Below are 23458 nucleotides of genomic sequence, written 5' to 3'. Positions count from 1 at the left end.
CGACCACGCCGGCGTGGCGGTGTGAAGACGGCGCCGCCGTCATCCTTGCTCGGGCGCGACCAGACGGCGGTAGAGGTGCCAGGTGGTGTGGCCGAGCACCGGCAGCACGATCACGAGGCCTAGGAACATCGGGATCGCCGCCAGGATCAGCGAGACCACCACCACGGCGGCCCAGCCGAGCATCGGCCCCGGGCTGGTCACCACCGCCTTGACGCTGGTGATCATGGCGGTGACGAAGTCGACGTCGCGGTCGAGCAGCAGCGGGAAGGACACCACCGTCAGCGAGAACACCGCGATCGACAGCGCGGCGCCGACGACGTGGCCGACCGCGAGGAACATCAGGCCCTCGGGCGTGGTGAAGATCACCGTCAGGAAGCCGGCGAAGCTGGCGAAGGACTTGAAGCCGAGGAAGAGCGCCAGCAGCAGGCGGACCTGGTACATCCAGATCAGGAACACGAACAGCGTCACGAAGGCGAGCCAGGAGAACTCCCGCCCGCGCTGCGCCCAGACCGCGCCGAGCACGCCGGCCCACGAGAGCGGCGCCGCCGCCTCGATCCGCCGGCTGACCTCGTAGAGCCCGACCGCCACGAACGGCCCGACCAGCGCGAAGCCCGCCGCCAGGGGATAGCCGAGCCAGGGCATGTGCAGCACCGTCACCGCCGCCACCAGCAGGACGCCGCCGAGGGCGTAGACCGCCCCGAAGAACAGCCCGTAGGCCGGCGCCGCGCGGAAGTCGTCGAGCCCCGCGACCAGCGCCGCCCGGATGTCCGCCCCCGTCACCGCCCTCACCACCGGCGGCCGATACGGCACCGCCGTCCCCCCGACGTCCACCATGGCACCCTCCCGGCGCAGCCATCGACTGAAACGATTGAACTATCGCGAATGCCGATTGTCCAGGGGCGGAAGGATACGACCTCTTGCCGAGGCGGCGAGCCGCAGCGGGTCGCGGCGCCGCCCTCGGGAGCGTCGCGGCGAAGCCGTTCCCGGCGGTGCCTTCGTGTGGACGCCAGGGAGGTGGAATGTCGAGACGGCGGACCGGACAAATCTCACCCGACGCCCGCGCGCTTTCCCCTCGACCGCGGCCCCTCCCCCCGGACGGGGCCGGTTGAGGGAGTGGCATGGACGAGGCAGCAACACTACGGGTTCTCTGCCGTTTCATGAGTGGCGTTGCGTGACACTGCGAGGCACCAGAAGGCCAGAAATCCGCCATCGGTGGACACCGTCTCGCTACAATGCGAGACAATTGCGAGCCAGCAGGTACAGGTGGGGTTTGCGATGCTCAAGCGGGCGATTGATGCCATTGCAAAGTGGTATCAGGGCGAGTGGAAGCCGTATTTTAACCCGCGCGATTCAAACGTGTTTGTCTTCGGCGGAGATCATGAGCGGCATTGGACAGCCAAGGCGGCAAGGGTAGTCGTTACCTTTTGGCTTAATCAGTGGCAGTGGATAATTGGCACTGCGATAGCTATCGCGGCTTTAATTGCAACCATTTCGTGAAATTTTATCTTGTAACTGGGTTTTATTCGAGCTAATCACCGATTTCCAAGAATTTTCATTCGTGCATTTGTGGTGATATTACGCCTATGTTTCCTAGGTACCGACTTTTGTTTTGCGACAATTGTCGGTCACCTGAACAAAATCCTTCGCAATTCCCAATCAAATCCCTGTCTCGAAATCGAGATTTATATGCACAACATTCAACACGAGGAATCATACATATCTCAAATCTTAAAACATGAAACAGAGGATCAATCAGTTAAAAATAGAATACTATTTTCATCACTATTTTGGTCTTTGAATGCAGTTTCACAGAATTGATACAATGCAAATCTAACGACTTGCTATGGAATAACAGATTGACTGTTAGTGGAAGGAAGAAACCCCACTCCAACGCAAGGCCCGCTGCATCCCCTCCCCCCTGGAGGGCGAGGGACAAGGAGAGGGGGCCGCCCCCGCCGACGAAGGCCGACGATCTACCCTCCCCCTCGTGGGGAGGGTCGGCGCGGTAGCGCCGGGGTGGGGTGGCGCGACGTCTGCGGGATGCACGCCCGCACGAGCGCGACGCCTCCGGCGCGATCGCCCGGCCCCCGAACCTCGGCGCTACCCCACCCCGCCGGCCTCACGGCCGTCGACCCTCCCCACGAGGGGGAGGGTAGAAGCCGCGCCTTCGCGGCCTCGATCCGACCACCGTGAGCCCGATCCTCCGCGCGCCCACACGCCCACCCCGCCGCGGCCCTGCCACCACCTTGACCGCCCCGCGCTTTTCCCCTATCCCCTCGCCCACGTGGTTCTTTGAGCCGGCCGGCTTGCCGCCACGCTAAACAACGTCGCTAAAAGGCCGGGACGGACGACGCGATCTCCTTCGCACCCGGCTCGGCACATCCGCCCGCCGGGTTTTTCGTTTCCGGCGGACCTGCCGCGAGGACCGGACCCATGACGAACGACGCACGCCGCTGGCATCCCGACACTGCCCTGGTGCACGGCGGCACGATGCGATCGGCCTTCGGCGAGACGTCGGAGGCGCTGTTCCTGACCCAGGGCTATGTCTACGCCAGCGCCGAGGAGGCCGAGGCGCGCTTCCTCAACAAGAGCCCGGGCTACCAGTATTCGCGCTTCTCCAACCCGACCGTGACCATGTTCGAGGAGCGCATGGCGATCCTCGAGGGCGCCGAGGTGGCGCGCGCCACCGCCACCGGCATGGCCGCGGTCACCGCCGCGATCCTGTCGCAGGTTTCGGCCGGCGACCACGTCGTCGCCGCCCGCGCCCTGTTCGGCTCGTGCCGCTACATCGTCGAGGACCTCTGTCCGCGCTTCGGCGTCGAATGCACCCTGGTCGACGGGCGCGACCTCGCCGCCTGGGAAGCCGCGGTCCGGCCGAACACCAAGGCCTTCTTCCTCGAGAGCCCGACCAACCCGACCCTCGAGGTGGTCGACATCGCCGCCGTCGCCGAAATCGCCCACGCCGCCGGCGCCCGCCTCGTGGTCGACAACGTGTTCGCCACCCCGATGTGGCAGAAGCCGCTGACGCTCGGCGCCGACGTGGTGTGCTACTCGGCCACCAAGCACATCGACGGCCAGGGCCGCTGTCTCGGCGGCGTGGTGCTGTGCTCGCAGGAGTTCCTCGACAAGCACCTCCAGGTCTTCATCCGCCAGACCGGCCCGTCGATGAGCCCGTTCAACGCCTGGGTCCTGCTGAAGGGCCTCGAGACCCTGGGGCTGCGCGTCGAGCGCCAGACCGACAGCGCCGGCAAGGTCGCCGCCGCGCTGAAGCGCCACCCGAAGGTCGCCAAGGTGATCTACCCCGGCGATCCCGACCATCCCCAGGCCGATCTCTGCACCCGGCAGATGGTCAAGGGCTCGACCATGGTCGCCTTCGAGGTCGCCGGCGGCAAGGAAGCCGCCTTCGCGGTCGAGAACGCGCTCGGGATCGTCAAGATCTCCAACAACCTCGGCGACGCCAAGAGCCTCATTACCCATCCGGCGACCACCACGCACCAGCGTCTCTCGGAAGAGGCCCGGCAGGAACTCGGCATCGGCCAGGGCCTCCTGCGCCTCTCGGTCGGCCTCGAGCACCCCGACGATCTGATCGCCGACCTCCTCGGCGCGCTCGACCGCGCCTGATCGGCCACTATCCGGTCTCGCGAGCTCCCGACACGTCGGAAGCTCGCGAGGTTACGGCCATTCGGCCGGCGCCCGGTCGGGCGCTCCTCCCCCACGCCGCTCCGACCGGAGGTCGGAACGGCGTCGGCTCGGCGTCATCCGCCGTCCGGCGGCGCGCCGTTCCCGAGCGTGCGCGCAGCCGCGACGATCCGCGCCGCCGCCGACACCGCGGTCAGCACCGCCATCGCGCTCGCCAGCGCCGGGAAGGCGGCCGGAAAGGCGCACCAAAGCAGGAACACCGCCACGGTCTCCGCGCCTTCGGCGAGGCCGGCGAGATAGTAGATCGACTTCCGCCCCTGCGCCGACGTCGACAGCCCGCGCTTCTCGGCGAGCGCCGCGAAGGCGAGGAAGGCGGCGCCGTTGACGTAGAAGGCGGCGAGCACCGCCGCCGCCGCCGGAGCGTTGGCGTCGGGGTCGGCCACCGCGAAGGCGAGCGGGATCGCGCCGTAGAAGGCGAAGTCGAGGGTGACGTCGAGGAAGCCGCCGCGATCGGTCGGGCCGCGGACCCGGGCGAGCGGGCCGTCGAGGCCGTCGAGGATCCGGTTCGCCGCCACCAGCGCCAGGGCGAGGCCGTAGGCTTCTACCGCGATCGCCGCCGCCGCGGCCATGCCGACGGCAAAGCCCACGATCGTCAGGGCGTCGGCCGAGACACCGAGACCGGCGAGGCGGCGGGCGAGCGCGGCGAGCGGCGGGTCGATCAGCGGCCGGAGGCGGGCGTCGAACATGGCGGCGGGAGGGCTCCGATCTTGGGCGGTGCGGCCTCGCGAATCGCGACAGAGGATTGCGGGGCGCGCCGGAAGAGGCGATCTATATCCGGATGAGCGCGCGGCACCACGACGGTCCCGTGCGGGGACGGGAGATCGAGGGGGCCGGCATGTTCACCGCCGTCACCGGAACCATCGCCATCAGCGTCGATCCGGTCTACCGGCCGGACGAGTCCGCGCCGGACGAGCGGCGCTGGACGTGGTCCTACCGGGTCGTCATCGAGAACCGCGGCGGCACCGCCGTGCAGCTCCTCACCCGGCGCTGGCTGATCACCGACGGGCGCGGCGTCACCCGCGAGGTCGCCGGCCGCGGCGTCGTCGGCCAGCAGCCGTCGATCCCGCCGGGCGGCCGGTTCGAGTACACCAGCGGCTGCCCGCTCGACACCCCGACCGGCTTCATGGTCGGCAGCTACCGCATGATCACCGAGGACGGCGACACCCTCGACGTCGCCATCCCCGCCTTCCCGCTCGACCTGCCGGACGCCCCGCGGGTTCTCAACTGAGCGCGCAAACGGGCGCCGGCCGAAAGGCCGCAACCTCGCACGAGTCCCGACGAGCCGGGACTTTACGAAGCGGGAATGACTTCCGGCGTGCCGTAGCCGCCGCCGGTGGGCGTCACCACGGTGACGCTGTCCCCGGGTCCGACCAGGGTCGAGCCGCAGCCGCCGAGATCCTCGCTGCGGCCGTCGGCGCGGGTCACGGTGTTGCGGCCGATCTCCCCGGGTTCGCCGCCGGCAAGGCCGAAGGGCGGCACCACCCGGTGGCCGGAGAGGATCGCCACCTCCATCGCCTCGAGGAAGCGGATGGTGCGGCGGGTGCCGTCGCCGGCCGACCAGCGGCCGCGGCCGCCGGAGCCGCGGCGGATCGAGAACTCGTCGAGCACCACCGGGAAGCGGGTCTCCAGCACCTCGGGGTCGGTGAGGCGGGAGTTGGTCATGTGGGTGTGCACCGCCGCCGCGCCGGCGAAACCGGGGCCGGCCGGGGCGCCCGAGCAGATCGTCTCGTAATACTGGTGGCGGTCGTTGCCGAAGGTCAGGTTGTTCATGGTGCCCTGGGCGGCCGCCATCGCTCCGAGCGCCCCGAACAGGGTGTCGGTCACCGCCTGGCTGACCTCGACGTTGCCCGCCACCACCGCCGCCGGCCATTCCGGCGACAACATCGAGCGCTCCGGCACGACGATCCGGATCGGTCGGAGGCAACCGGCGTTCATCGGGATGTCGTCGTCGACCATGACGCGGAAGACGTAGAGCACCGCCGCCCGCGTCACCGGGAAGGGCGCGTTGAAGTTGTCGTTCCGTTGACGGCTGGTTCCCGAAAAGTCGACGGTCGCTTCACGCCGCGCACGGTCGATCGTGATCGCCACCGCCACCTCGGACCCGTCGTCCATGGCATAGGTGAAGGACCCGTCGGAAAGGGTCGCGAGCACGCGGCGGACGCTCTCGGCGGCGTTGTCCTGGACGTGGCCCATGTAGGCCTCGACGACGTCGAGGCCGAAATGGTCGATCATGCGCCGGATCTCGGCGGCACCGCGGGCGTTGGCGGCGATCTGGGCTTTCAGATCGTTGACGTTCTGGACGACGTTGCGGACCGGGTGACGGGCCCCGGTGAGAAGGTCGACGAGCGCGGCTTCCCTGAGGATTCCGCCCTCGACCAGCTTGAAATCGTCGATGTAGACGCCCTCCTCCTCGATCGTCCGCGCCTTCGGGGACATCGATCCCGGGGCGATGCCGCCGATGTCGGCATGGTGCCCCCGGCTCGCCACCCAGAACAGCAGACGCTCCCCGGCGTCGTCGAAGACCGGGGTGCAGACGGTGATGTCGGGCAGGTGGGTACCGCCGTTGTAGGGGGCGTTGAGGGCGAAAACGTCGCCGGGGCGGATCATCGGGTTGCCCGCGATCACCGCCTCGACCGACTTGTCCATCGAACCGAGATGCACCGGCATGTGCGGCGCGTTGGCGACGAGGGCGCCGGAGGCGTCGAAGACGGCGCAGGAAAAGTCCAGTCTTTCCTTGATGTTGACCGAGTAGGCGGTGTTCTGGAGCGCCACCCCCATCTGCTCGGCGATCGACATGAACAGGTTGTTGAAGATCTCGAGCATCACCGGGTCGGCGTCGGTGCCGACGGCGCGGGCGTCCTCGCGCGGGGCGGTGCGGGAGAGGACCAGATGGTCGCGGCCGGTCAGGCGGGCGGTCCAGCCGGGCTCGACCACCACGGTCTGGTTCGGCTCGACCACGATCGCCGGCCCGGCGATCCGGTGCCCGGGGCGCATCGCCTCCCGCCGCACCAGCGGCGCGTCGTGCCAGCGGCCGGCGGTGTAGACGCGGGCGATCTTGGCCGGTTCGGGCGCGCCGGCCTCCTCCTCGGCGGCCGCGGCCTCGGCCGGCACCTCGCCGCCGCCGACCGCCTCGACCGAAACCGCGTCCAACACCAAGGACTTGTCGGGATCGACGAAGCCGAAGCGGGCGGCGTGGAGGGCGAGGAAGTCGGCGCGGACGGCCGCAACCGGATCCTCGGTCTCCCCGGGGGCCGCGACGGCGAGCGCGGTGTCGGTGCCGTGGTAGCGGACATGGGCGGTGACCGCGACGGCGATCCGATCGGCCGGCACGCCCTCGGCGCGGAGATCGGCGCGAGCGTCGGCACCGAGCCTGTCCGCAGCGGCGAGCAGCGCCGCCCAGCCGGCGCCGTCGAGCGGCACGGCGAGGGTCTCGATCCGCGAGGCGGTGAGCGCGGCGAGGCCCATGCCGTAGGCCGAGAGCAGGCCGGAGAGCGGGTGGATCAGCACCTCGCGCATGCCGAGGGCGTCGGCGACCATGCAGGCGTGCTGGCCGCCGGCACCGCCGAAACAGTTGAGGGCATAGGCGGTTACGTCGTATCCCCGCTGCACCGAGATCTTCTTGATCGCCTCGGCCATCTTGGCGACGGCGATGCGCAGGAAGCCGTCGGCGACCTCCTCGGGACCGCGGCCGTCGCCGACCGCGTCGGCGAGTTTGGCGAACTTCTCCGCGACCACGGCGCGGTCGAGCGGCTCGTCGCGGTTAGGGCCGAACAGGCGCGGGAAGTGGTCGGGGTCGAGCTTGCCGACCATCAGGTTGGCGTCGGTGACCGCGAGCGGACCGCCGCGGCGGTAGCAGGCCGGCCCCGGCACGGCGCCGGCGGATTCCGGGCCGACGCGGAAGCGGGCACCGTCGTAGGCGAGGATCGAGCCGCCGCCGGCGGCGACGGTGTGGATCAGCATCATCGGGGCGCGCAGGCGCACGCCGGCGACCTCGGTCTCGAAGGTGCGCTCGAAGGCGCCGTCGTAGTGGGCGACATCGGTCGACGTGCCCCCCATGTCGAAACCGATCACCTTGGGAAAACCGGCGGATCGGGCGGTCGCGGCGAGGCCGACGACCCCGCCCGCCGGGCCGGACAGGATGGCGTCGCGGCCGTGAAAGCGGTCGGCGCCGGTGAGGCCGCCCGAGGACATCATGAACAGGAGCCGCGCCCCGGAGCGCTCGACGTCGAGTTCGGCGGCGACCTGGGCGACGTAGCGGGCGAGGATCGGCGAGAGATAGGCGTCGACCACGGTGGTGTCGCCGCGGCCGACGATCTTGATCAGCCGGGACACCTCGTGCCCGACCGAGACCTGGCCGAAGCCGATCCGGCGGGCGAGATCGGCGACGGCGACCTCGTGGTCCGGGAAGCGGTAGCCGTGCATCAACACGATCGCGGCGGCACGGATGCCGGCGTCGTGGGCGGCGCGCAGCGCGGTTTCGGCGGCGGCGAGATCGAGCGGACGCTCGACGGTGCCGTCGGCGAGCACCCGCTCGTCGATCTCGACGACGCGCTCGTAGAGCTGCTCCGGCTTCACGATCGCCTTGGCGAAGATCTTCTTGCGGTCCTGGGTGCCGATCTCCAGCACGTCGGCGAGACCGCGGGTGGTGACGAAGACGGTGCGGTCGCCCTTGCGCTCCAAGAGCGCGTTGGTGGCGACCGTGGTGCCCATGCGCACCTCGCCGACCGAACCCGGCGGGAACGGTTCGCCCTCGGCGAGGCCCATCGCCGCGCGGATGCCGGCGACCGCGGCGTCGCGATAGGCGCCGGGGTTCTCCGACAGCATCTTGCGGACGTGGATCCGGCCCGCGGGATCGCGGCCGATCACGTCGGTGAAGGTGCCGCCGCGGTCGATCCAGAAATCCCAGCCGGCCATGTCCGCCCCTCCGTTCCGAGCCGCCGGACTCTAGGGCAAGCGGGCGCGGCGGGGAACCGGCCCGCTGCCCATCTCTCTGGCGACACGCGCGGATTCTTCGCGCTTCAGCCCGCGGCGGGGCCGAGCGGCAGGTCGCGGATGCGGGCGCCGAGGGCGCGGAAGGTGGCGTAGCCGCGCTCGTAGACCGCGGTGGTCTCCGGCCGCGGCGCGATGGTCGCGGCGGTCGGGTTCCAGTGCGCGATGTCGGTCTCGGCGACGTCGCCGACCGCGAGAGCGGCGAGGAAGGCGTCGCCGAAGGCCGCGCCGGTGGTGCGGCTGGCGAGCAACTGCTCGCGGCCGGTGACGTCGGAGACCGCCTGCGCCCACACGGCGTTGCGGGTGCCGCCGCCGACGGCGCGCAGGGTCGTCGGCGGCACGCCGGCCTCGGCGTAGGTGTCGACGATGTGGCGGGTGGCGTAGGCGATGCCCTCGAGGACGGCGCGGACGAGGTCGCCGCGCTCGTGGGTGAGGTCGAGGCCGAGGAAGCCGCCGCGCAGGGCGGGATCGTAGAGCGGGGTCTGGGCTCCCGCGAGATAGGGCAGGAAGGCGAGCCCGCGCGCGCCCGGCGGTGACCCCGCCGCCTCGGCGGCGAGCGCGGCCATGGCGCCGTCGCGGTCGAGGTCGCGGCCGATCTGGTCGCGCAGCCAATGGGTGATCGTGCCGGCGGTGGCGAGGCTGGCCATCGCCGCGTGGCGGCCGGGAAACAGCCACGGCGCGTAGAACAGCCGGCGGTCGCGCACCCGCGCCGCGGTGATCTCGATCACGAAGACCGACGAGCCGTACATCAGCATCAGGTCGCCCGGCGCGGCGACGCCGACGCTGAGCGCCTCGGCGGCGGCGTCGATGGTGCCGGTGGTGACCGGCGTGCCCGGCGCGAGGCCGGTGGCCGCGGCCGCCTCGGCGGTGACGCGGCCGGCGATCTCGGCCGACCACGTCAGCTCGGGCAGGCGGGCGACGTCGACGATGCCCTCTGCGAATTCCGGGTCCCAGGCTTGGCGGTCCGCGTCGTAGAGCGGGCCCCAGCTGCCGGCGGTGTAGTGGTCCATCACCGTGCGGCCGGTGAGCTTGCGCACGATGTAGCTGGTCGAGGTGACGATGCGGTCGGCGGCGGCGTGGACGTCCGGGCGACTGCGTTTCAGCCACAGGATCTTCGGGCCGACCGACTGGGCGGTGAGCAGATTGCCGCTGCGCTCGACCACGGCGTCCTCGCCGAGGGCGGCCGCGAGGTCGGCGATCTCGCGGTGCGAGCGGGAATCGACGTTGTAGAGCACGCCGTTCATGAGCGGCCGGCCGGCGGCGTCGATCGGCAGCATGCAGGGGCCGATGGCACTGGCGGCGACGGCGCGGATCGCGCGCGGATCGATCCCCGTGGTGGCGACGAGTTCGCGGGCGATGGCGGCGAAGTCGCCCCACCAGTCCTCCTCGGCGCGATGCTCGGCGAAGCCCGGCTGGGGCACGATCATCCGGTGCGGCCGGGCCGCGCTCGCGAGCACGGTGCCGCCGTCGGAGACCAGGACGCCCTTCGATTCGAAGGTGCCGATGTCGATGCCGAGATAGGCGCGGGTCATTCGTAGCCGTCCCGTGAGAGCGCGAAGTCCGGGCCGATGCCCGTGATCGCGGCGGTCACGAGGTCGGCGAGGCCGACGAGGTCGCGCAGGTCGCACATCTCGCGGGCCGAATGGGTGTAGCGGCAGGGAAAGCCGAGGTCGATGGCCGCGACGCCCTCGCCGGCGATCTGGACGTAGGAGGTCTCGGTGAGCGCGCCGGTGTGGGCGCTGCGCTGAAGGGCGAGGCCGCGCCCGGCGGCGGCGTCCTCGACGTGGGCGACGAGACGGGGATGCGGGATCAGGCCGTTGAGCGTGCCGCGGCCGTGGAAGGAGTAGAGGCTCATCGCCGGCCCGGCGCCGAGCCGGACGTCGCCGCGCGCGCCCATGTCGGGGGTGTCGGTGGCGAGCACGAGGTCGAGCTGGATCGCGACCGCCGGCCTCACCCGCTCGACGACCGGCATGACGCCGCGCAGGTTGAACTCCTCCTGCACCGAGAAGGCGACCGTCACCGGCGGCCGACGGACGTCCGGCGCGACGAGGTCGGCGAGCACCTCGACCAGCACGGCGCAGGCGGCGCGGTCGTCGACCGCGGTGCCGGCGAGGCGGTGCGGCCCGAGACGGAGCGCGCGCGGCGCGTAGACCACGGGCGTGCCGACGTCGACGCCGGCGGCGCGGACCTCGTCGGCCGAGGAGAAGCCGAGGTCGACCGCGATCTCCTGGTAGGGCAGGACGCGGTATTTCTCGTCGGCGCCGGTGGCGTGGTGGCTCTTGTTGGCGATCACGCCGGGCAGGCTGCCGCCGCCGCGGATCTGGAACAGCATCTCCTGGGCGGCGAGCGCGCGCTCCGGCACGCCGCCGACCCGCTCGACCCGGACGAGGCCGTCCGGCTCGATGCGGCGGACGACGAAGCCGAGCTGGTCCATGTGGGCGAAGACGAGCACGCGCGGTGCGTCGCCGACGGTGGACGGCAGGTCGACCGAGAGGTTGCCGAGCACGTCGACGCGGACGTCGGCGCCCGGCGCCAGCGCCGCCACCGCGCGGGCGAGGCGCGCGCGCACGCGGCCCTCGTAACCGGCGAGGCCGGGGATCTCCATCAGCTCCACGGCGAGCGCGGCGATGCGCTCCCGGCGGTCGGCGGCGAGGTCGGTCATCGCGCTATCCTGGCTCTCACTTCACCGCGCCGGCGGTCAGGCCCTTGACGATGTAGCGCTCGAGGAAGATGCCGATCAGCACCAGCGGCAGGATCGCCGCCGACGAGATCGCGGCCATCGACCACCAAGAGATGCCCTGCGAGCCAGTCTGGCTCGCCACCATCACCGGCAGCGTCTTGGCGTTGGTGGAGGTGAGCAGGGCGGCGAAGAAATACTCGTTCCAGCACAGGATCATCGACAGGATGAAGGCCGCGACCATGCCCGGCAGCGCGATCGGCAGCACGATGCGCAGGAACGCGCCCCAGACCGAGCAGCCGTCGACCATGGCGGCCTGCTCGAGCTCGACCGGGATGGTCTCGAACTGGTCGCGCATGATCCAGATGACGATCGGCAGCACCATCAGCGTGTAGACGACGATCAGGCCGATGCGGGTGTCCAGCATCGAGAGGTTCTTGTAGAGCACCAGGAAGGGCATCGCGAGCACCACCGGCGGCAGGATCAGCTGCGACAGGAAGAAGAACGAGATGTCCTTGTTGCGCATCCAGCCGAAGCGGTAGTCGAAGCGGGCGAGGCCGTAGGCGGCGGGCGCACCGATCAGGATCGCCAGCGCGGCGGCGCCGAGCGAGGCGATCACCGAGTTCTCGAAGCGCATCAGGAACTCGTCGCGCACCGTCGAGACCTGGAACAGGGTGTCGGGCGACAGGCCGAGCGAGCGCAGGCCCTTCCAGTCCGGCCAATATTGCACGAAGGGCAGGATGTGGCCCTGGGTGACGTTGACCGCGGTCTTGAAGGTGGTCGACAGCGTCCAGAAGATCGGGAACAGCGCCACGAAGGACCAGACGATCAGCGCGGCGTAGATACCGACGCGGCCGATCCGGGCGAGGAGCTTCGCCCGGGCGGCGCGGCGGGCGGTGTCGTCGTCGAGGGTGGAGGCGGCGGTGGTGGTCGCGGACATCGGCGGCTCCCGCTCAGACGTTCTTCTGCATGAAGCGGGAGACCAGCTTCAGCAGCAGCGTGACGAAGACGATGATGACGACCAGGTAGACCTCGGCGATCATAGTGCCGTAGCCGACGTTGGAGCGGTCGCGGTATTCGCGGAAGATGAAACTCGACACCGTGTCGGTGGCCCCGCCGGGACCGCCGGAGGTGACGTTGATGACGATGTCGGCGAGCTTCAGCTGGAAGATGATCCGGAGCACGATCGCGGTGATCGACACCGGCAGCATCAACGGGAAGGTGATCTCCCAGAAGCCCTGCCACGCGGTGGCGCCGTCGACCTTCGACGCTTCCTTGATCTCGTGCGGCAGCGCCTGCAGGCCGGCGAGCAACAGGATCATCACGAAGGGGATCCAGACCCAGGCGTCCATGGCGGCGATCGACAGCCGGGCGATCCAGGGCGTGGCGAAGAAGGCAGGACTGTCCCAGCCGAGCAGCTTCATCAGCGCCGCCAGCGGGCCGAAGCGCACCTCCATCAGCGACTTGCCGATCATCCAGCTGACCGCCACCGGCGACAGCATGAACGGCAGCAGGAAGGCGACGCGGAAGAACTTGCGGGCGCGGATCTCGGCGTTGAGCAGGAGCGCGAGGCCGAAGGCGATCGCGTATTGCACCAGCACCGCGGCGACGTAGAACACCATGTTGCCAAGCGCGTTCCAGAAGAAGGCGTCGTGCCAGAGGGTGACGAGGTTGTCGACGCCGTTGAAGCGGCGCCCGGTGGTCGACGACAGGTTCCAGTCGGTGAAGGCGATGTAGAGGCCGAAGACGGTCGGGAAGATCACCACCGCGACCGTGAACAGCACCGCCGGCAGCACGAACAGGGCCTTCTCGCCCTCCTCCCCGCGGATCATCACCTGCCCGGCGCAGAGCGCGGCGGCGAACACGAGGTAGAGCCAGACGATCGGCTGCCACGTCTCGAAGCCGACGGTGGAGAGGCCCGCGGCGTAGAGGGTCTGGACGAGGACGCCGAGGGCGAGCAGCGCACCGGCGCCGGCGACCAGCAGGCGTCCGGCGGCGCGGCGCCCGGCGGGCGGGGCGGCCGAGGCGGCGACCGGACGGGGAGGCGCGGCGAGGGTCGTGGGCTCGGACATCGGTTCTCGTCGGCTGGCGGTCGTGGGGTGCGGCCGCCGGGTGATGAGGGCCGGCGGCGCGGGATCGGGCCGCGCCGCCGGACGGTTTCGATCGATCGGACGAGGCCCGCCGGAAAGCCGGCGGACTCGGGGTCACATGCCGAGCGAGGCCTGGTAGAGCTTGACCTGGTTCTCGCGGCCGATCTGGTCGGTGATCTTCTCCCAGGCGGCGGCGATGGCGTCGGCCCCTTCCTGCACGCCCACCTTGCCGGCGAAGATCTTGGCCAGTTCGTCCTCGGCGACCGAGTAGTACTGGAAGATGCCGGGGATGCGCGGCTCGATGGCGGCGTTCGGGTGGTTGTAGCTGTCGGCCTCGGAAGCGAGGTAGTCCTTGATGAAGGCCTCCTCGTAGCCGGCGCCGACCCACTCGGCGATGTCGAAGTGGCTGTTCCGGTAGGGCTGGAAGCCCGACGGATAGGCCGCGGTCCACAGCGACAGGTCCTTGCCGCCGAGATGCGCCGCGGCGCTCCAGGCCGCCTTCTGCTTCTTGGAGTCGGCGTCGACGCGCGCCATCACGTAGACGCCCCAGCCGAGGTAGGCCATGTTCGGCGCGTGGTTCGGGCCGCTCGCGAGCTTGTCCCACTTGCCGGTCTTGGCGTTGTAGACGTCGTCGGAGCCCGGCAGGATGTCGAAGCCGATGACCTCGCCGACCACGGACGAGTCCGAGGTGCGGGCGTTGGACCCGACGTCGCCCCACCACGACACCATCGAGCCGACGCCGGCCAGGAACTGCTGGAAGGCGGTCGTGCCGGGGTCGGCGTTGAGCTGGTCGGCCGGGCCGTAGGGGATCAGATCGACCACGTCCTGGATCGCGCGGACCCAGCCCGGGTTGTTGACGCGCGGCTTCATGGTGTCGGCGTCGAACAGCCAGGCCTTGTCGTCGGGGTGCTTGACGTAGGCGGTGGCGCGACTGCCGAGGAAGTAGAAGGCGAAGCCGCCCCAGCCCTTCAGCGGATCCAGGTAGCCGTAGAGGTCCTGACCGTTCAGCTGCTTGCCCTTGAGGAACTTGGTGACCTCGTTGACCTTCTGCCAGGTCGTCGGCACGCCCCAGTCGCCCTGGTGCCCTTCCGCCTTCCACGCCTCGGCGAGGGCGGCGTCGGCGAACACGTCGGTGCGGTAGTTGAAGTTGTGGCAGTCGCCGTCGACGGTGATGCGGTAGGTCTTGCCGTTCCAGGTGCCGACCGGCGCCTTGAGGTAGCCGACGTAGTCGTCCATGTCGATCAGGGTCTTGACCCAGTCCGGCATCTCGGAGGCGAGGCCCTTGCCGCAGACGTCGCCCTCGAAGGGCGCGCCCATCTCGAGGAGGTCGAAGTCGACCGTGCCGGTCGCGATCGCCTGCTGCAGGCGCGGGTTGTAGTCGGCCTGGGCGAGGTCGATCCAGGTGATCTTGGCGCCGGTGTACTCCTCCCACGGCTTCAGGAAGCCGCGGAACAGGAGGTTGTGGAGGTTCTGGTTGTTGAGGCCCATGAAGGACAGCTCGACGCCGGCGAACTCGCCGGCCTGCACCGTCTGCTTCGTGCCGCCCAGGCACATCTCGCCGACCTTCTGCCAGTCGGCGTCCGTGGGCGAACCCGCGCCGACGCCGGGGATCTTCAGGATCTCGGCGCGCAGGTCGCCCTGGGCGAACGCCCGGCGGGGCGCGATCGCGCCGCCGAGGCCGGCGAGCGCACCCGCGGCGCCCATGCCCTTCAGAAGGCTGCGGCGGCTCGCCTGCAGGGCGAGCATCCGGTCGTAGATCTCACGCTTCATGGTCCGGTCCTCCCGTTTCTTCCCATTCCTCCGGGCCGACGGTGGCTCCTCCCGCCCCCGCCGCGGCCGCCGTTCCCGCGGCGTCCGCTCCCGATTCCCGTCCGGCGACCCGCCCGCGCCCCTCGACGCGCGGCCGCTGGTTCACGTCCGTTCAGCCGAGCCGCTTGCCGGTCGCCTCGTCGAAGAGGTGGACCGCTGCCGGATCCGGCGTCACCGCGATCTCCTCGCCCGGCCGCGCCGCGACGCGGTCGCGGAAGGCCGCGACCACCTTGTCGGTGCCGTAGCGCACGAACACCTGCGTCTCCGATCCGGTCGGCTCGACGACGGCGACCTCGGCCTTCAGCGCGCCGCCGAGCAGGAAGTGCTCGGGGCGGATGCCGTAGACCGCGCGGCGCCCCTCGGAGCCCGCCGGGGCCGAGGCCAGCGGCAGCGTCGCGCCGCCGTCGGTGGCGAAGCCGCCGGCGCGGATGGTGCCCGGCACGAGGTTCATCGCCGGCGAGCCGATGAAGCCGGCGACGAAGGTGTTGGCCGGGCGGTCGTAGAGTTCGAGCGGCGAGCCGATCTGCTCGACGATGCCGTCGTGCAGCACGACGATGCGGTCGGCCATGGTCATGGCCTCGACCTGGTCGTGGGTGACGTAGACCGTGGTGGTCTTCAGCCGCTGCTGCAGTTCCTTGATCTCGGCGCGCATCTGCACGCGCAGCTTGGCGTCGAGGTTGGAGAGCGGCTCGTCGAACAGGAACACCTTGGGATCGCGCACGATGGCGCGGCCCATGGCGACGCGCTGGCGCTGGCCGCCGGAGAGCTGGCGCGGATAGCGCGCGAGCAGGTGCGTCAGGTCGAGCGTCGCCGCCGCGGCCTTGACCCGCAGCTCGATCTCCGCCTTCGGCGCGCCGCGCAGCTTCAGGGCGAAGCCCATGTTCTCGGCGACGGTCTTGTGCGGGTAGAGCGCGTAGGTCTGGAACACCATCGCGATGTCGCGGTCCTTCGGCGGCAGGTCGTTGACGACCTTGCCGTCGATGCGGATGTCGCCGGCGGTGATCGACTCCAGGCCGGCGATCATGCGCAGCAGCGTGGACTTGCCGCAGCCGGACGGCCCCACGAGGATCACGAACTCGCCGTCCGCGATGGCGAGGTCGACGCCGTGGATGACGGCGTGGGCCCCGTAGGCCTTGCGGATACCGACGACGTCAACCGATGCCATGGTCTCTCCCGTTTCCGCCCCCGACCGGAGGGCGCGCCGCGCTGGTTCCGCCGGCGGTCACGCGGACCTCCGGCGCGCCTGGACGGCGCTCATGGTCTTCTCGAGGTTGCGCTCGGCCGCCGCGTAGTCGCGCCGGGCGACGGCGACGAAGATGGCGTCGAGCAGCGTGAGCTTGGCGACCCGGGCCGCCGCGCTCTCGCCGGTCAGCGTCGAACCGCGCGCCGTGGCGATCAGCGAGACGTCGGCGACTTCGGCGAGCGGCGACTGCGGATAGGCGGTGACCGCGACGACGCGGGCGCCGTTGCGCCGGGCGAGCGCCGCCGCCTCGATCACCGCGGTGCTGCGGCCGGAGTGCGAGAAGGCGATCACCGCGTCGTCCGGGCCGAGCAGCGCCGCCGACATCAGCATGAGGTGGAGGTCGTCGAAGGCGTTGGCGCGGATGCCGATGCGCAGCAGCTTGTGGGCGACGTCGCGGGCGATCTGGGCCGAGCCGCCGACGCCGTAGAGGTCGCGCTGGCGGGCGCCGTGGACGATCTCGGCGGCGCGCTCGAAGCCGGCGTGGTCGAGCACCGCTTGGGTCTCCTCGAGCGACTGGGCGGCGGTGCGGAACACCTTGGCGATGATCTCGGCGGTGCCGTCCTCGGGCTCGAGCTCGCGGAAGAGCTCGGCGCTCGGCAGCCGGTTGTACTCGACGAGACCGGCGCGGAAGTCGCGGTAGCCGGAGAAGCCGAGCTTCTTCGACAGCTTCACCACCATCGCCTCGGACACCCCGGCGGCCTCGGCGACCTCCTTCAGCGGCGTGGCGGCGTCGAGGTCGCGGCGGGCGAACAGCATCTCGACGATGCGGGCCTCCAGGTCGGTGAGGGTCGGCAGCATCATGCGGATGCGCGGGCCGACGGCCTTGGGATCGGAGACGTCCATCATTGCGCGCCTCCGGGGCATCGCGCGCTTCCGGGGATCCCGGCGCGCGCCGGCCCGTCCGCCGCCGGGGCGGCGGCGCGTGCCGGCGACGGCGATGCGCAAACGTGGTTCACGGACGGGCTCCTCGATCCCGCGGCCACTTTACCCAAAGAACTTTATCCGTAAAGACCCTTTCGCACGGGAGTGCCCCCTTCCGATGCTGCCGCGCACCATGCGGCGCGTGCGTCGCACCATCGAATGGATTTGCGATTTTCCCCTGTTTTCCATAGCCTCCGCAGCGCCCGATCGTGCGGGAACCCTGCATCGGAGCGGCGCGACCGCGGAAATCCGCGGCCGGCGAGGCCCGGAACGGGCACGAGATTTGGAACCGTTATCTTCACGTCGGTCTCTGCCCACGTGAAGTCTAGGCGAAGACCGCGGCGATCCGGACACGAGGACGGAAGCCGGCTCCAGGGAAAGGGCGACCATGCTCAAGGGTTTGAATCCGCTGCTCAACGGCGACGTGCTCAACGTGCTGCGCTCGATGGGCCACGGCGACGACCTCGTCGTCTGCGACACCAACTTCCCCGGCGACAGCGTCGCGCGGCAGACCGTCTGGGGCCGGCCGATCCGGATGGACGGCGTCTCGGCCCCCGACGCCGTCGCCGCGGTGCTCTCGGTGATGCCGCTCGACAGCTTCGTCGACTTCCCCGCCGAGCGGATGGAGGTCGTGGGCGAGGCGGCGAGCCTGCCGGCCGTGCAGGTCGAGGTGCAGGCCGCGATCGACGCCGCCGAAGGCAAGCCGTCGCCCATGGGTTCGATCGAGCGCCACGCCTTCTACGCCCGCGCAAAGCAGGCCTACGCGGTGCTGATCACCGGCGAGCGGCGCTTCTACGGCTGCTTCGTGCTGAAGAAGGGCGTGATCCCGCCGGACGCCTGAACGCGCCCGGCACGACCGACACCATCCTTCCCGGAAGACGGACCACCATGAAGACCCTCGACGTCGCCGTGCTCGGCATCTTCGTCGCCGACCTCGCCTTCCGCGCGCCGCGGCTGCCGGTGATGGGCGAGACCATCCTCGGCCGCGGCTTCGCCATGGGCCCCGGCGGCAAAGGCTCCAACCAGGTGATCGCCGCCGCCCGCGCCGGCGGGCGCGCCGCGATCGTCACCCGCGTCGGCGCCGACGCCTTCGGCGACATCGCCCGCCGGGCCTGGGCGGCCGACGGGGTCGACACCGGCGCGGTGATCACCGACGCCGAGGCGCCGACGGGCGCCGCCTTCATCTTCGTCTCCACCGAGACCGGCAACAACGCCATCATCGTCGAGAGCGGCGCCGCCGCGAAGCTGTCGCCGGCCGACGTCGCCGCCGCCGAGGCGACGATCGCCGCCGCCAAGGTGTTCGTGACGCAGTTCGAGCAGCCGCTCGAGACCGCCATGGCCGGCCTCGCCACCGCCCGCCGGCACGGCGCCGTCACGGTGCTGAACCCGGCGCCGGCACTGCCGGTCGACGACGCCATCTACGCGCTCTGCGACTACGTCACCCCGAACGAGACCGAGGCGGCGACGCTGACCGGCATCGCGGTCGAAACCGTCGCCGACGCCGAACGCGCCGCCACCGAGATCGTCCGCCGCGGCGCCCGCAACGCGCTGATCACGCTCGGCGAGAAGGGTGCGCTGCTCCACGGCGCCGACGGCACCGTGCACGTCCCCGCCCTGAAGGTCGAAAAGGTGGTCGACACCACCGGGGCGGGCGACGCCTTCAACGCCGGCTTCTGCGTGGCGATCGCCGAGGGCCGTACGCCGGCCGAGGCGGTGCGCTTCGGCTGCGCCCTCGCCGGGCTGTCGGTGCAGAAGCCGGGCACCGCCCCGTCGATGCCGACGCGCGCCGAGATCGAGCGCGCGCTCGCGGGCTGACGACGAACCCGAAAACTCCCGACGCGTCGGGATTTTGCGAGACCGGTATCACAGCGGAAGGGGGAACCGCCGTGCTGAAGGGGATCGACCCGGCGCTCTCCGCCGAACTGCTGCACGTGCTGATGGCGATGGGCCACGGCGACGAGATCCTCGTCTGCGACGTCAACCATCCCGCCGCCCGACTCGCCGCCACCACGACCTGGGGCGCACTGGTCGACCTGCCGGGCTGCGGCATTCCGCGCGCGCTGGAGGCGATCCTGTCGCTGATGCCGCTCGACGACTTCGTCGACGCCCCGGTGACGCGGATGCAGGTGGTCGGCGATCCCGGGGCACGAGTGCCGATCTTCGACGCGGTCGAGACGGTCGCCGCCCGTGCCGAGGGGCGGCCGGTGGCGGTGGCGGCGCTGGAGCGCTTCGCCTTCTACGAGGCCGGCGCCCGCGCCTTCGCGGTGGTGCGCACTTCCGACCCCGGCCCCTACGGCTGCTTCCTGCTGAAGAAGGGCGTGGTGCGGTTCGGCTGAACGCCGTCTTGCTCGAATTTCAGGCAGATGCCCGCCGCGGCGGCGGGACTCGGCCGCCGCTCCGATCGCATCCGCGCGGTTGCGGAGGACGAGGGTGGTCCGTTTCCTGCTATCCTCGCCGCGGACGCCCGACCGGCCCCGGGCCGACGGCCAGAGAAGGACACGACACGCGATGAAGCCGACCCTCCGCCTCGCCCTCTCCGCCGCCCTCGCGCTGGCGCCGACCGCCGCGCTCGCCCATTCCGGCGGCGCGCACGTGCACTCCCTCGCGGAGGGCCTGACCCATCCGTTCCTCGGCGTCGACCATCTCGCGGCGATGCTCGGCGTCGGCGTGGTGGCGGCGCGGCTCGGTGGCCGGGCGCTGATCGCCGCGCCGATGGCCTTCGTCGCCGCCATGGCGGCCGGCGCGGCGATCGGCGCCGCCGGCTTCGGCATTCCCGCCGTCGAGAGCCTGATCGCGCTGTCGCTGGTGCTGATCGGCGCGGTGATCGCCGCCGACCGCGGCTTGGCCCTTCCCGCCGTCGTCGGCCTCGTCGCCGCCGCCGGCCTCGTGCACGGCAATGCCCACGGCCTCGAGATCCCCTCGGCCGCGGCCGGCCTGACCTACATGACCGGTGCGCTCCTCGCTTCGGCCGCGCTGCACGGCGCCGGCGCCCTTGCCGCGCTGCGGCTCCGCGCCGCCGGCCTCGTCGTCCGCGGCTTCGGCTTCGCCACCGTCGCGGCCGGACTGGTGGCGCTGGCGGGCTGAGCCCGCTCAGCCGCCGCTGATCGCCATCAGCACCCAGACGTCGGTGCCCGGTTCCAGCCGGGCGTCGAGGTCGAGCCGTTCGCCGTTCGCGACCACCGCGATGTGGCGGCGTAGCGCCGGCCGCTCGTCGGCGATGCGCATCCCCATTCCCGGCCAGCGCCGGTCCAGCGCCGCGACGACGCCACGGACGTCGGCCGCGTCGATCTCGACGAGGCGATCGGCGTCCGGGAACAGCGCGACCAGCGCCGCCGGCAGCCGCACCCTGAGCGGTGCCGGGCCGGGCGCGGCCGCGGTCATGCCGGCAGCACCGCGGTCTCGACCGAGTGGACCACCGGCAGGTTGCGGGCGATCTCGGCGAAGCTGCCGCCCTCGTCGGCGCTGCCGTAGAGCGTGCCGCCGCTGGTGCCGAAATAGACGCCGGCCGGCTCGAGCCGGTCGGTGGCGAGGGCCTGTCGGAGCACGCCGAAGAAGGCGTTCGCCTGCGGCAGGCCGGCGCGCAGGTCGCGCCAGGACGCCCCGGCGTCGGTGCTGCGCCAGACCGCGGCGCGGCCCTCCGGCACGAAACGGCCCTCGACCGCGCCGTTGAGCGGCAGCAGGAACACTTGGTCGGGGTCGCGCGGGTGTGCGGCGACCGGGAAGCCGAAGTCGGAGGGCAGTCCCGCCTCGATGCTGGTCCACTGCCGGCCGCCGTCCTCGGAAACGTACATGCCGCAGTGGTTCTGCTGGTAGAGCCGGTCCGGGCGGCCCGGCGCCATCACGAGGCCGTGGACGCACTGGCCCCAGTCGGGATAGCGGGCATCCTCGGGATTGAAGTCGCAGCGGGTGCCGCGGTTGCGCGGCTCGAAGGTCTCGCCACCGTCGAAGCTGTGGAACACGCCCGCCGCCGAGATCGCCACCCAGACCTGCGCCGGGTCGCGCGGGTGCGGGACGATCGCGTGCAGGATCAGGCCGCCGGCGCCGGGCATCCAGTCGGCGCGCGAGGGATGGTGGCGCAGGCCCGCCGCCTCGCGGAACGAACGGCCGCCGTCGTCGCTGACGAACAGGCCGGCCGGCTCGACGCCGACCCAGAGCCGGCCGTCGGCGCCGAAGGCGAGGCTCCAGGCCGCCTTCACCGGGTCCTCGCCCTCGCCGTAGGCGAGACCGCGGCTCGAATGGGTCCAGGTTCGGCCGCGGTCGCCGGAGCGCCAGACCGCGGGGCCGAACCACTCGTTGCCGCCGGCGGCGTAGATGACGCCGGTGCCGGGTTCGGCGACGACGTGGTTGATCGGCCACGCCTCGCAGAACGGCCCGGCGAGCGTCCAGTCGCGCCGGGCGGCGTCGCTCTCGAGCAGGAACGCGCCCTTGCGCGTGCCGACCATCACCAGCACCCGTTCAGCCATGCCGTCCTCCCTCGCCCACCCGGGCCGGCCGCACCGGCGCCGTCCGAGCGAGGACGACCACGGGCGGTTCCATCCTACACCGGATACGCGTTTTCACGGGCCGCGAGTCGGTGACGACCTTGGGGAAGCGTCAACGACCCGGTGCCAAGCTGGCGCAGACGCTCGCGGGACGTCGCGACGCGGGGAGAGGGAATCGCATGGGGGCGACGACGGGCCGGTTCCACATGATCGCGGTGGCGGCGACGGTGACGGTGCTGTTCGCCTCGGCCACGACCGTCCGTGCCGATCACCTCGCCGAGGCGGCGGCCGGGCTCGCCGGCACCAGCGTGCGCGGCCTCGTGCTCGACCGCCCGGCGTGGCGGGCGGTGATCGAACGGGTTCCGGAGTTCGAGCGCGCCACCGGCATCCGCGTGGAACTCGAGATCGTCGCCTACGAGGACGTCCACGACCGCGAAGTCGAGGCCTTCCGCCGCGGCGGATCGCTGACGATGGCGGTGGTCGATCTGGTCTGGCTCGGCGAATTCGTCGAAGCGGGCTGGCTCGAGCCGCTCGACGACCTCGCGACCGCCGGCGCGTCGGGCGTGCCGGGCTTCGACTACGGCCGCTTCGCGCCGGGCATGGTCGACGCCCTCGCCCGCTTCGACGGCACGCTCTGGGCGGTGCCGTTCGATGCCTACGCCGGCGTGCTGTTCTACGACGCCTGCCGCCTGCGCGCGGCCGGTCTCCCAGGCCCGCCACGGACATGGGACGAGCTGAAGGACGTCCACGGCCCGCGCCTCACCGATCCGGCGGCCGGCCGCTACGCCTTCGCCATGGCCTCGCTGCGCGGCGAGGCGCAGACGACCGACAGCTTCCTCCGGATGCTCGCCGCCTTCGGGGGGCGGCTGATGGACGACGACTTCCGCAGCGCCCTCGGCACGCCGGAGGCCCGCGCCGCCCTCGCCTTCCGGCAGGCGCTCGGCGCGGTGATGCCGCCCGCCGTCGCCGGCTACGACCACGCCGAGACGCTGCAGGCGCTCGCCCGGCGCGAGGTCGCGATGGTGACGGAATGGTCGGCCTTCCACGACCTCCTCGCCGACCCCGCCGAATCCGGCCTCGGCGACTGCCTCGCGGTCGCCCCCGAGCCCGAAGGCCCGGCGGGGCGTCGGCCGCCGATCGGCGGATTCGCGCTCGGCGTGGTGGCGGGTGCGAGCCCGAAGGAGCGGGCGGCGACGCGGCTGTTCCTGCAGTGGGCGACGTCGAGCGACCTCGCCCAGGACTTCGCCGACGCCGGCGGCATTTCGGCCAACACCAACGCCTACGACGGCGACGCCGACGAGGCCGCCGCGCCGTTGATCGCCGCGGTGCTGTCGGCGTGGCGGCGGGCGGATCCGGCGTTCCGGCCGCGCATCGCCGCCTGGCCGGCGCTGTCCGACGCGATCGCCGACGTCGGCTGGCGGATCCAGGCGGGGCGGACGCCGATCGAGGCCGGCCTCGCCGAACTCGGCGGTCGGATCGACGCGATCCTCGCGGCGGAGGGATACCGGGACGCCGGCCGGCGCCGCGGGCGCTGAGCGATCCCGCCCGC

At 71.4% G+C, this 23458-nt stretch carries 20 protein-coding genes and 1 riboswitch; of the genes, 8 read left to right on the top strand and 12 right to left on the bottom strand.

What is annotated here, in order from left to right:
* Positions 1–39: 39 nt before the first annotated feature.
* Entirely contained in the window at positions 40–834 is a 795-nt protein-coding gene (locus tag EDD54_RS18590; protein ID WP_133674040.1) for a DUF2189 domain-containing protein, read from the bottom strand.
* A 378-nt stretch (positions 835–1212) separates the two neighbouring features.
* Here EDD54_RS18590 and EDD54_RS18585 point away from each other — a divergent pair, with 378 nt between their 5' ends.
* Both EDD54_RS18585 and EDD54_RS18580 read left to right on the top strand, forming a co-directional pair.
* Entirely contained in the window at positions 1213–1497 is a 285-nt protein-coding gene (locus tag EDD54_RS18585) for a hypothetical protein (protein WP_126539282.1), read from the top strand.
* A gap of 777 nt (positions 1498–2274) precedes the next feature.
* A riboswitch (SAM riboswitch) is annotated at positions 2275–2354 on the top strand.
* 79 nt (positions 2355–2433) lie between these two features.
* Entirely contained in the window at positions 2434–3621 is a 1188-nt protein-coding gene (locus EDD54_RS18580) for an O-succinylhomoserine sulfhydrylase (RefSeq protein ID WP_126539284.1), read from the top strand.
* Between the two features lie 134 nt (positions 3622–3755).
* Here the strand turns inward: EDD54_RS18580 and EDD54_RS18575 are convergent, their stop codons facing one another.
* Positions 3756–4385, bottom strand: a complete 630-nt coding sequence (locus tag EDD54_RS18575) for a CDP-alcohol phosphatidyltransferase family protein (RefSeq protein ID WP_126539286.1) — start codon at positions 4383–4385, stop codon at positions 3756–3758.
* Positions 4386–4534: 149 nt separating this feature from the next.
* Here EDD54_RS18575 and apaG point away from each other — a divergent pair, with 149 nt between their 5' ends.
* Positions 4535–4927, top strand: coding sequence for a Co2+/Mg2+ efflux protein ApaG (apaG, locus tag EDD54_RS18570; protein WP_126539288.1), 393 nt, complete (start codon positions 4535–4537; stop codon positions 4925–4927).
* Between the two features lie 62 nt (positions 4928–4989).
* On the opposite strand, the gene EDD54_RS18565 is transcribed toward apaG, so the two are convergent.
* The 8 genes from EDD54_RS18565 to EDD54_RS18530 all read right to left on the bottom strand — a co-directional run bounded on the left by EDD54_RS18565 (position 4990) and on the right by EDD54_RS18530 (position 17353).
* Positions 4990–8613, bottom strand: a complete 3624-nt coding sequence (locus tag EDD54_RS18565) for a hydantoinase B/oxoprolinase family protein (protein ID WP_126539290.1) — start codon at positions 8611–8613, stop codon at positions 4990–4992.
* 104 nt (positions 8614–8717) lie between these two features.
* Complete coding sequence (locus EDD54_RS18560; RefSeq protein ID WP_126539292.1) at positions 8718–10220, bottom strand: FGGY-family carbohydrate kinase; 1503 nt, start codon at positions 10218–10220, stop codon at positions 8718–8720.
* Positions 10217–11350, bottom strand: coding sequence for a M42 family metallopeptidase (locus EDD54_RS18555; RefSeq protein ID WP_126539294.1), 1134 nt, complete (start codon positions 11348–11350; stop codon positions 10217–10219). The genes EDD54_RS18560 and EDD54_RS18555 overlap by 4 nt, the downstream gene beginning before the upstream one ends.
* Positions 11351–11366: 16 nt before the next feature.
* Positions 11367–12305: a carbohydrate ABC transporter permease gene (locus EDD54_RS18550; protein WP_126539296.1), complete on the bottom strand. Its 939-nt coding sequence runs from the start codon at positions 12303–12305 to the stop codon at positions 11367–11369.
* A gap of 13 nt (positions 12306–12318) precedes the next feature.
* Positions 12319–13437 carry a carbohydrate ABC transporter permease gene (locus tag EDD54_RS18545; RefSeq protein WP_126539298.1) on the bottom strand — a complete coding sequence of 373 codons (1119 nt, stop codon included), beginning with the start codon at positions 13435–13437 and terminating at the stop codon, positions 12319–12321.
* 132 nt (positions 13438–13569) lie between these two features.
* Positions 13570–15225: a type 2 periplasmic-binding domain-containing protein gene (locus EDD54_RS18540; RefSeq protein WP_126539300.1), complete on the bottom strand. Its 1656-nt coding sequence runs from the start codon at positions 15223–15225 to the stop codon at positions 13570–13572.
* A 151-nt stretch (positions 15226–15376) separates the two neighbouring features.
* Positions 15377–16429 (bottom strand): ABC transporter ATP-binding protein, encoded by a 1053-nt coding sequence (locus EDD54_RS18535; protein ID WP_126539302.1) that lies wholly within the window; start codon positions 16427–16429, stop codon positions 15377–15379.
* A 57-nt stretch (positions 16430–16486) separates the two neighbouring features.
* Positions 16487–17353 carry a MurR/RpiR family transcriptional regulator gene (locus tag EDD54_RS18530; RefSeq protein WP_165644555.1) on the bottom strand — a complete coding sequence of 289 codons (867 nt, stop codon included), beginning with the start codon at positions 17351–17353 and terminating at the stop codon, positions 16487–16489.
* Between the two features lie 463 nt (positions 17354–17816).
* Between EDD54_RS18530 and EDD54_RS18525 the strand changes: the two genes are divergently transcribed.
* The 4 genes from EDD54_RS18525 (at position 17817) to EDD54_RS18510 (ending at position 20512) form a co-directional block, all read left to right on the top strand.
* Entirely contained in the window at positions 17817–18269 is a 453-nt protein-coding gene (locus EDD54_RS18525; RefSeq protein WP_126539304.1) for an RbsD/FucU family protein, read from the top strand.
* A gap of 47 nt (positions 18270–18316) precedes the next feature.
* On the top strand, positions 18317–19243 hold the full coding sequence (rbsK, locus tag EDD54_RS18520; RefSeq protein ID WP_126539306.1) for a ribokinase: 927 nt from the start codon (positions 18317–18319) through the stop codon (positions 19241–19243).
* Between the two features lie 71 nt (positions 19244–19314).
* Positions 19315–19764, top strand: a complete 450-nt coding sequence (locus EDD54_RS18515) for an RbsD/FucU family protein (RefSeq protein ID WP_126539308.1) — start codon at positions 19315–19317, stop codon at positions 19762–19764.
* 172 nt (positions 19765–19936) lie between these two features.
* Complete coding sequence (locus EDD54_RS18510; protein WP_126539310.1) at positions 19937–20512, top strand: HupE/UreJ family protein; 576 nt, start codon at positions 19937–19939, stop codon at positions 20510–20512.
* A gap of 6 nt (positions 20513–20518) precedes the next feature.
* Here the strand turns inward: EDD54_RS18510 and EDD54_RS18505 are convergent, their stop codons facing one another.
* Both EDD54_RS18505 and EDD54_RS18500 read right to left on the bottom strand, forming a co-directional pair.
* Entirely contained in the window at positions 20519–20809 is a 291-nt protein-coding gene (locus EDD54_RS18505; RefSeq protein WP_126539312.1) for a ubiquitin family protein, read from the bottom strand.
* On the bottom strand, positions 20806–21891 hold the full coding sequence (locus tag EDD54_RS18500) for a WD40/YVTN/BNR-like repeat-containing protein (RefSeq protein ID WP_126539314.1): 1086 nt from the start codon (positions 21889–21891) through the stop codon (positions 20806–20808). Before EDD54_RS18500 ends, EDD54_RS18505 begins: the two co-directional genes overlap by 4 nt.
* A 197-nt stretch (positions 21892–22088) precedes the next feature.
* Between EDD54_RS18500 and EDD54_RS18495 the strand changes: the two genes are divergently transcribed.
* Positions 22089–23444 carry an ABC transporter substrate-binding protein gene (locus EDD54_RS18495; protein ID WP_126539316.1) on the top strand — a complete coding sequence of 452 codons (1356 nt, stop codon included), beginning with the start codon at positions 22089–22091 and terminating at the stop codon, positions 23442–23444.
* Positions 23445–23458: the final 14 nt, after the last annotated feature.

It is taken from the genome of Oharaeibacter diazotrophicus (assembly GCF_004362745.1).
Classification (GTDB): domain Bacteria; phylum Pseudomonadota; class Alphaproteobacteria; order Rhizobiales; family Pleomorphomonadaceae; genus Oharaeibacter; species Oharaeibacter diazotrophicus.
The sequence above is the reverse complement of the archived record's forward strand: the minus strand, read 5'-3'. Positions and strand labels throughout refer to the sequence as shown.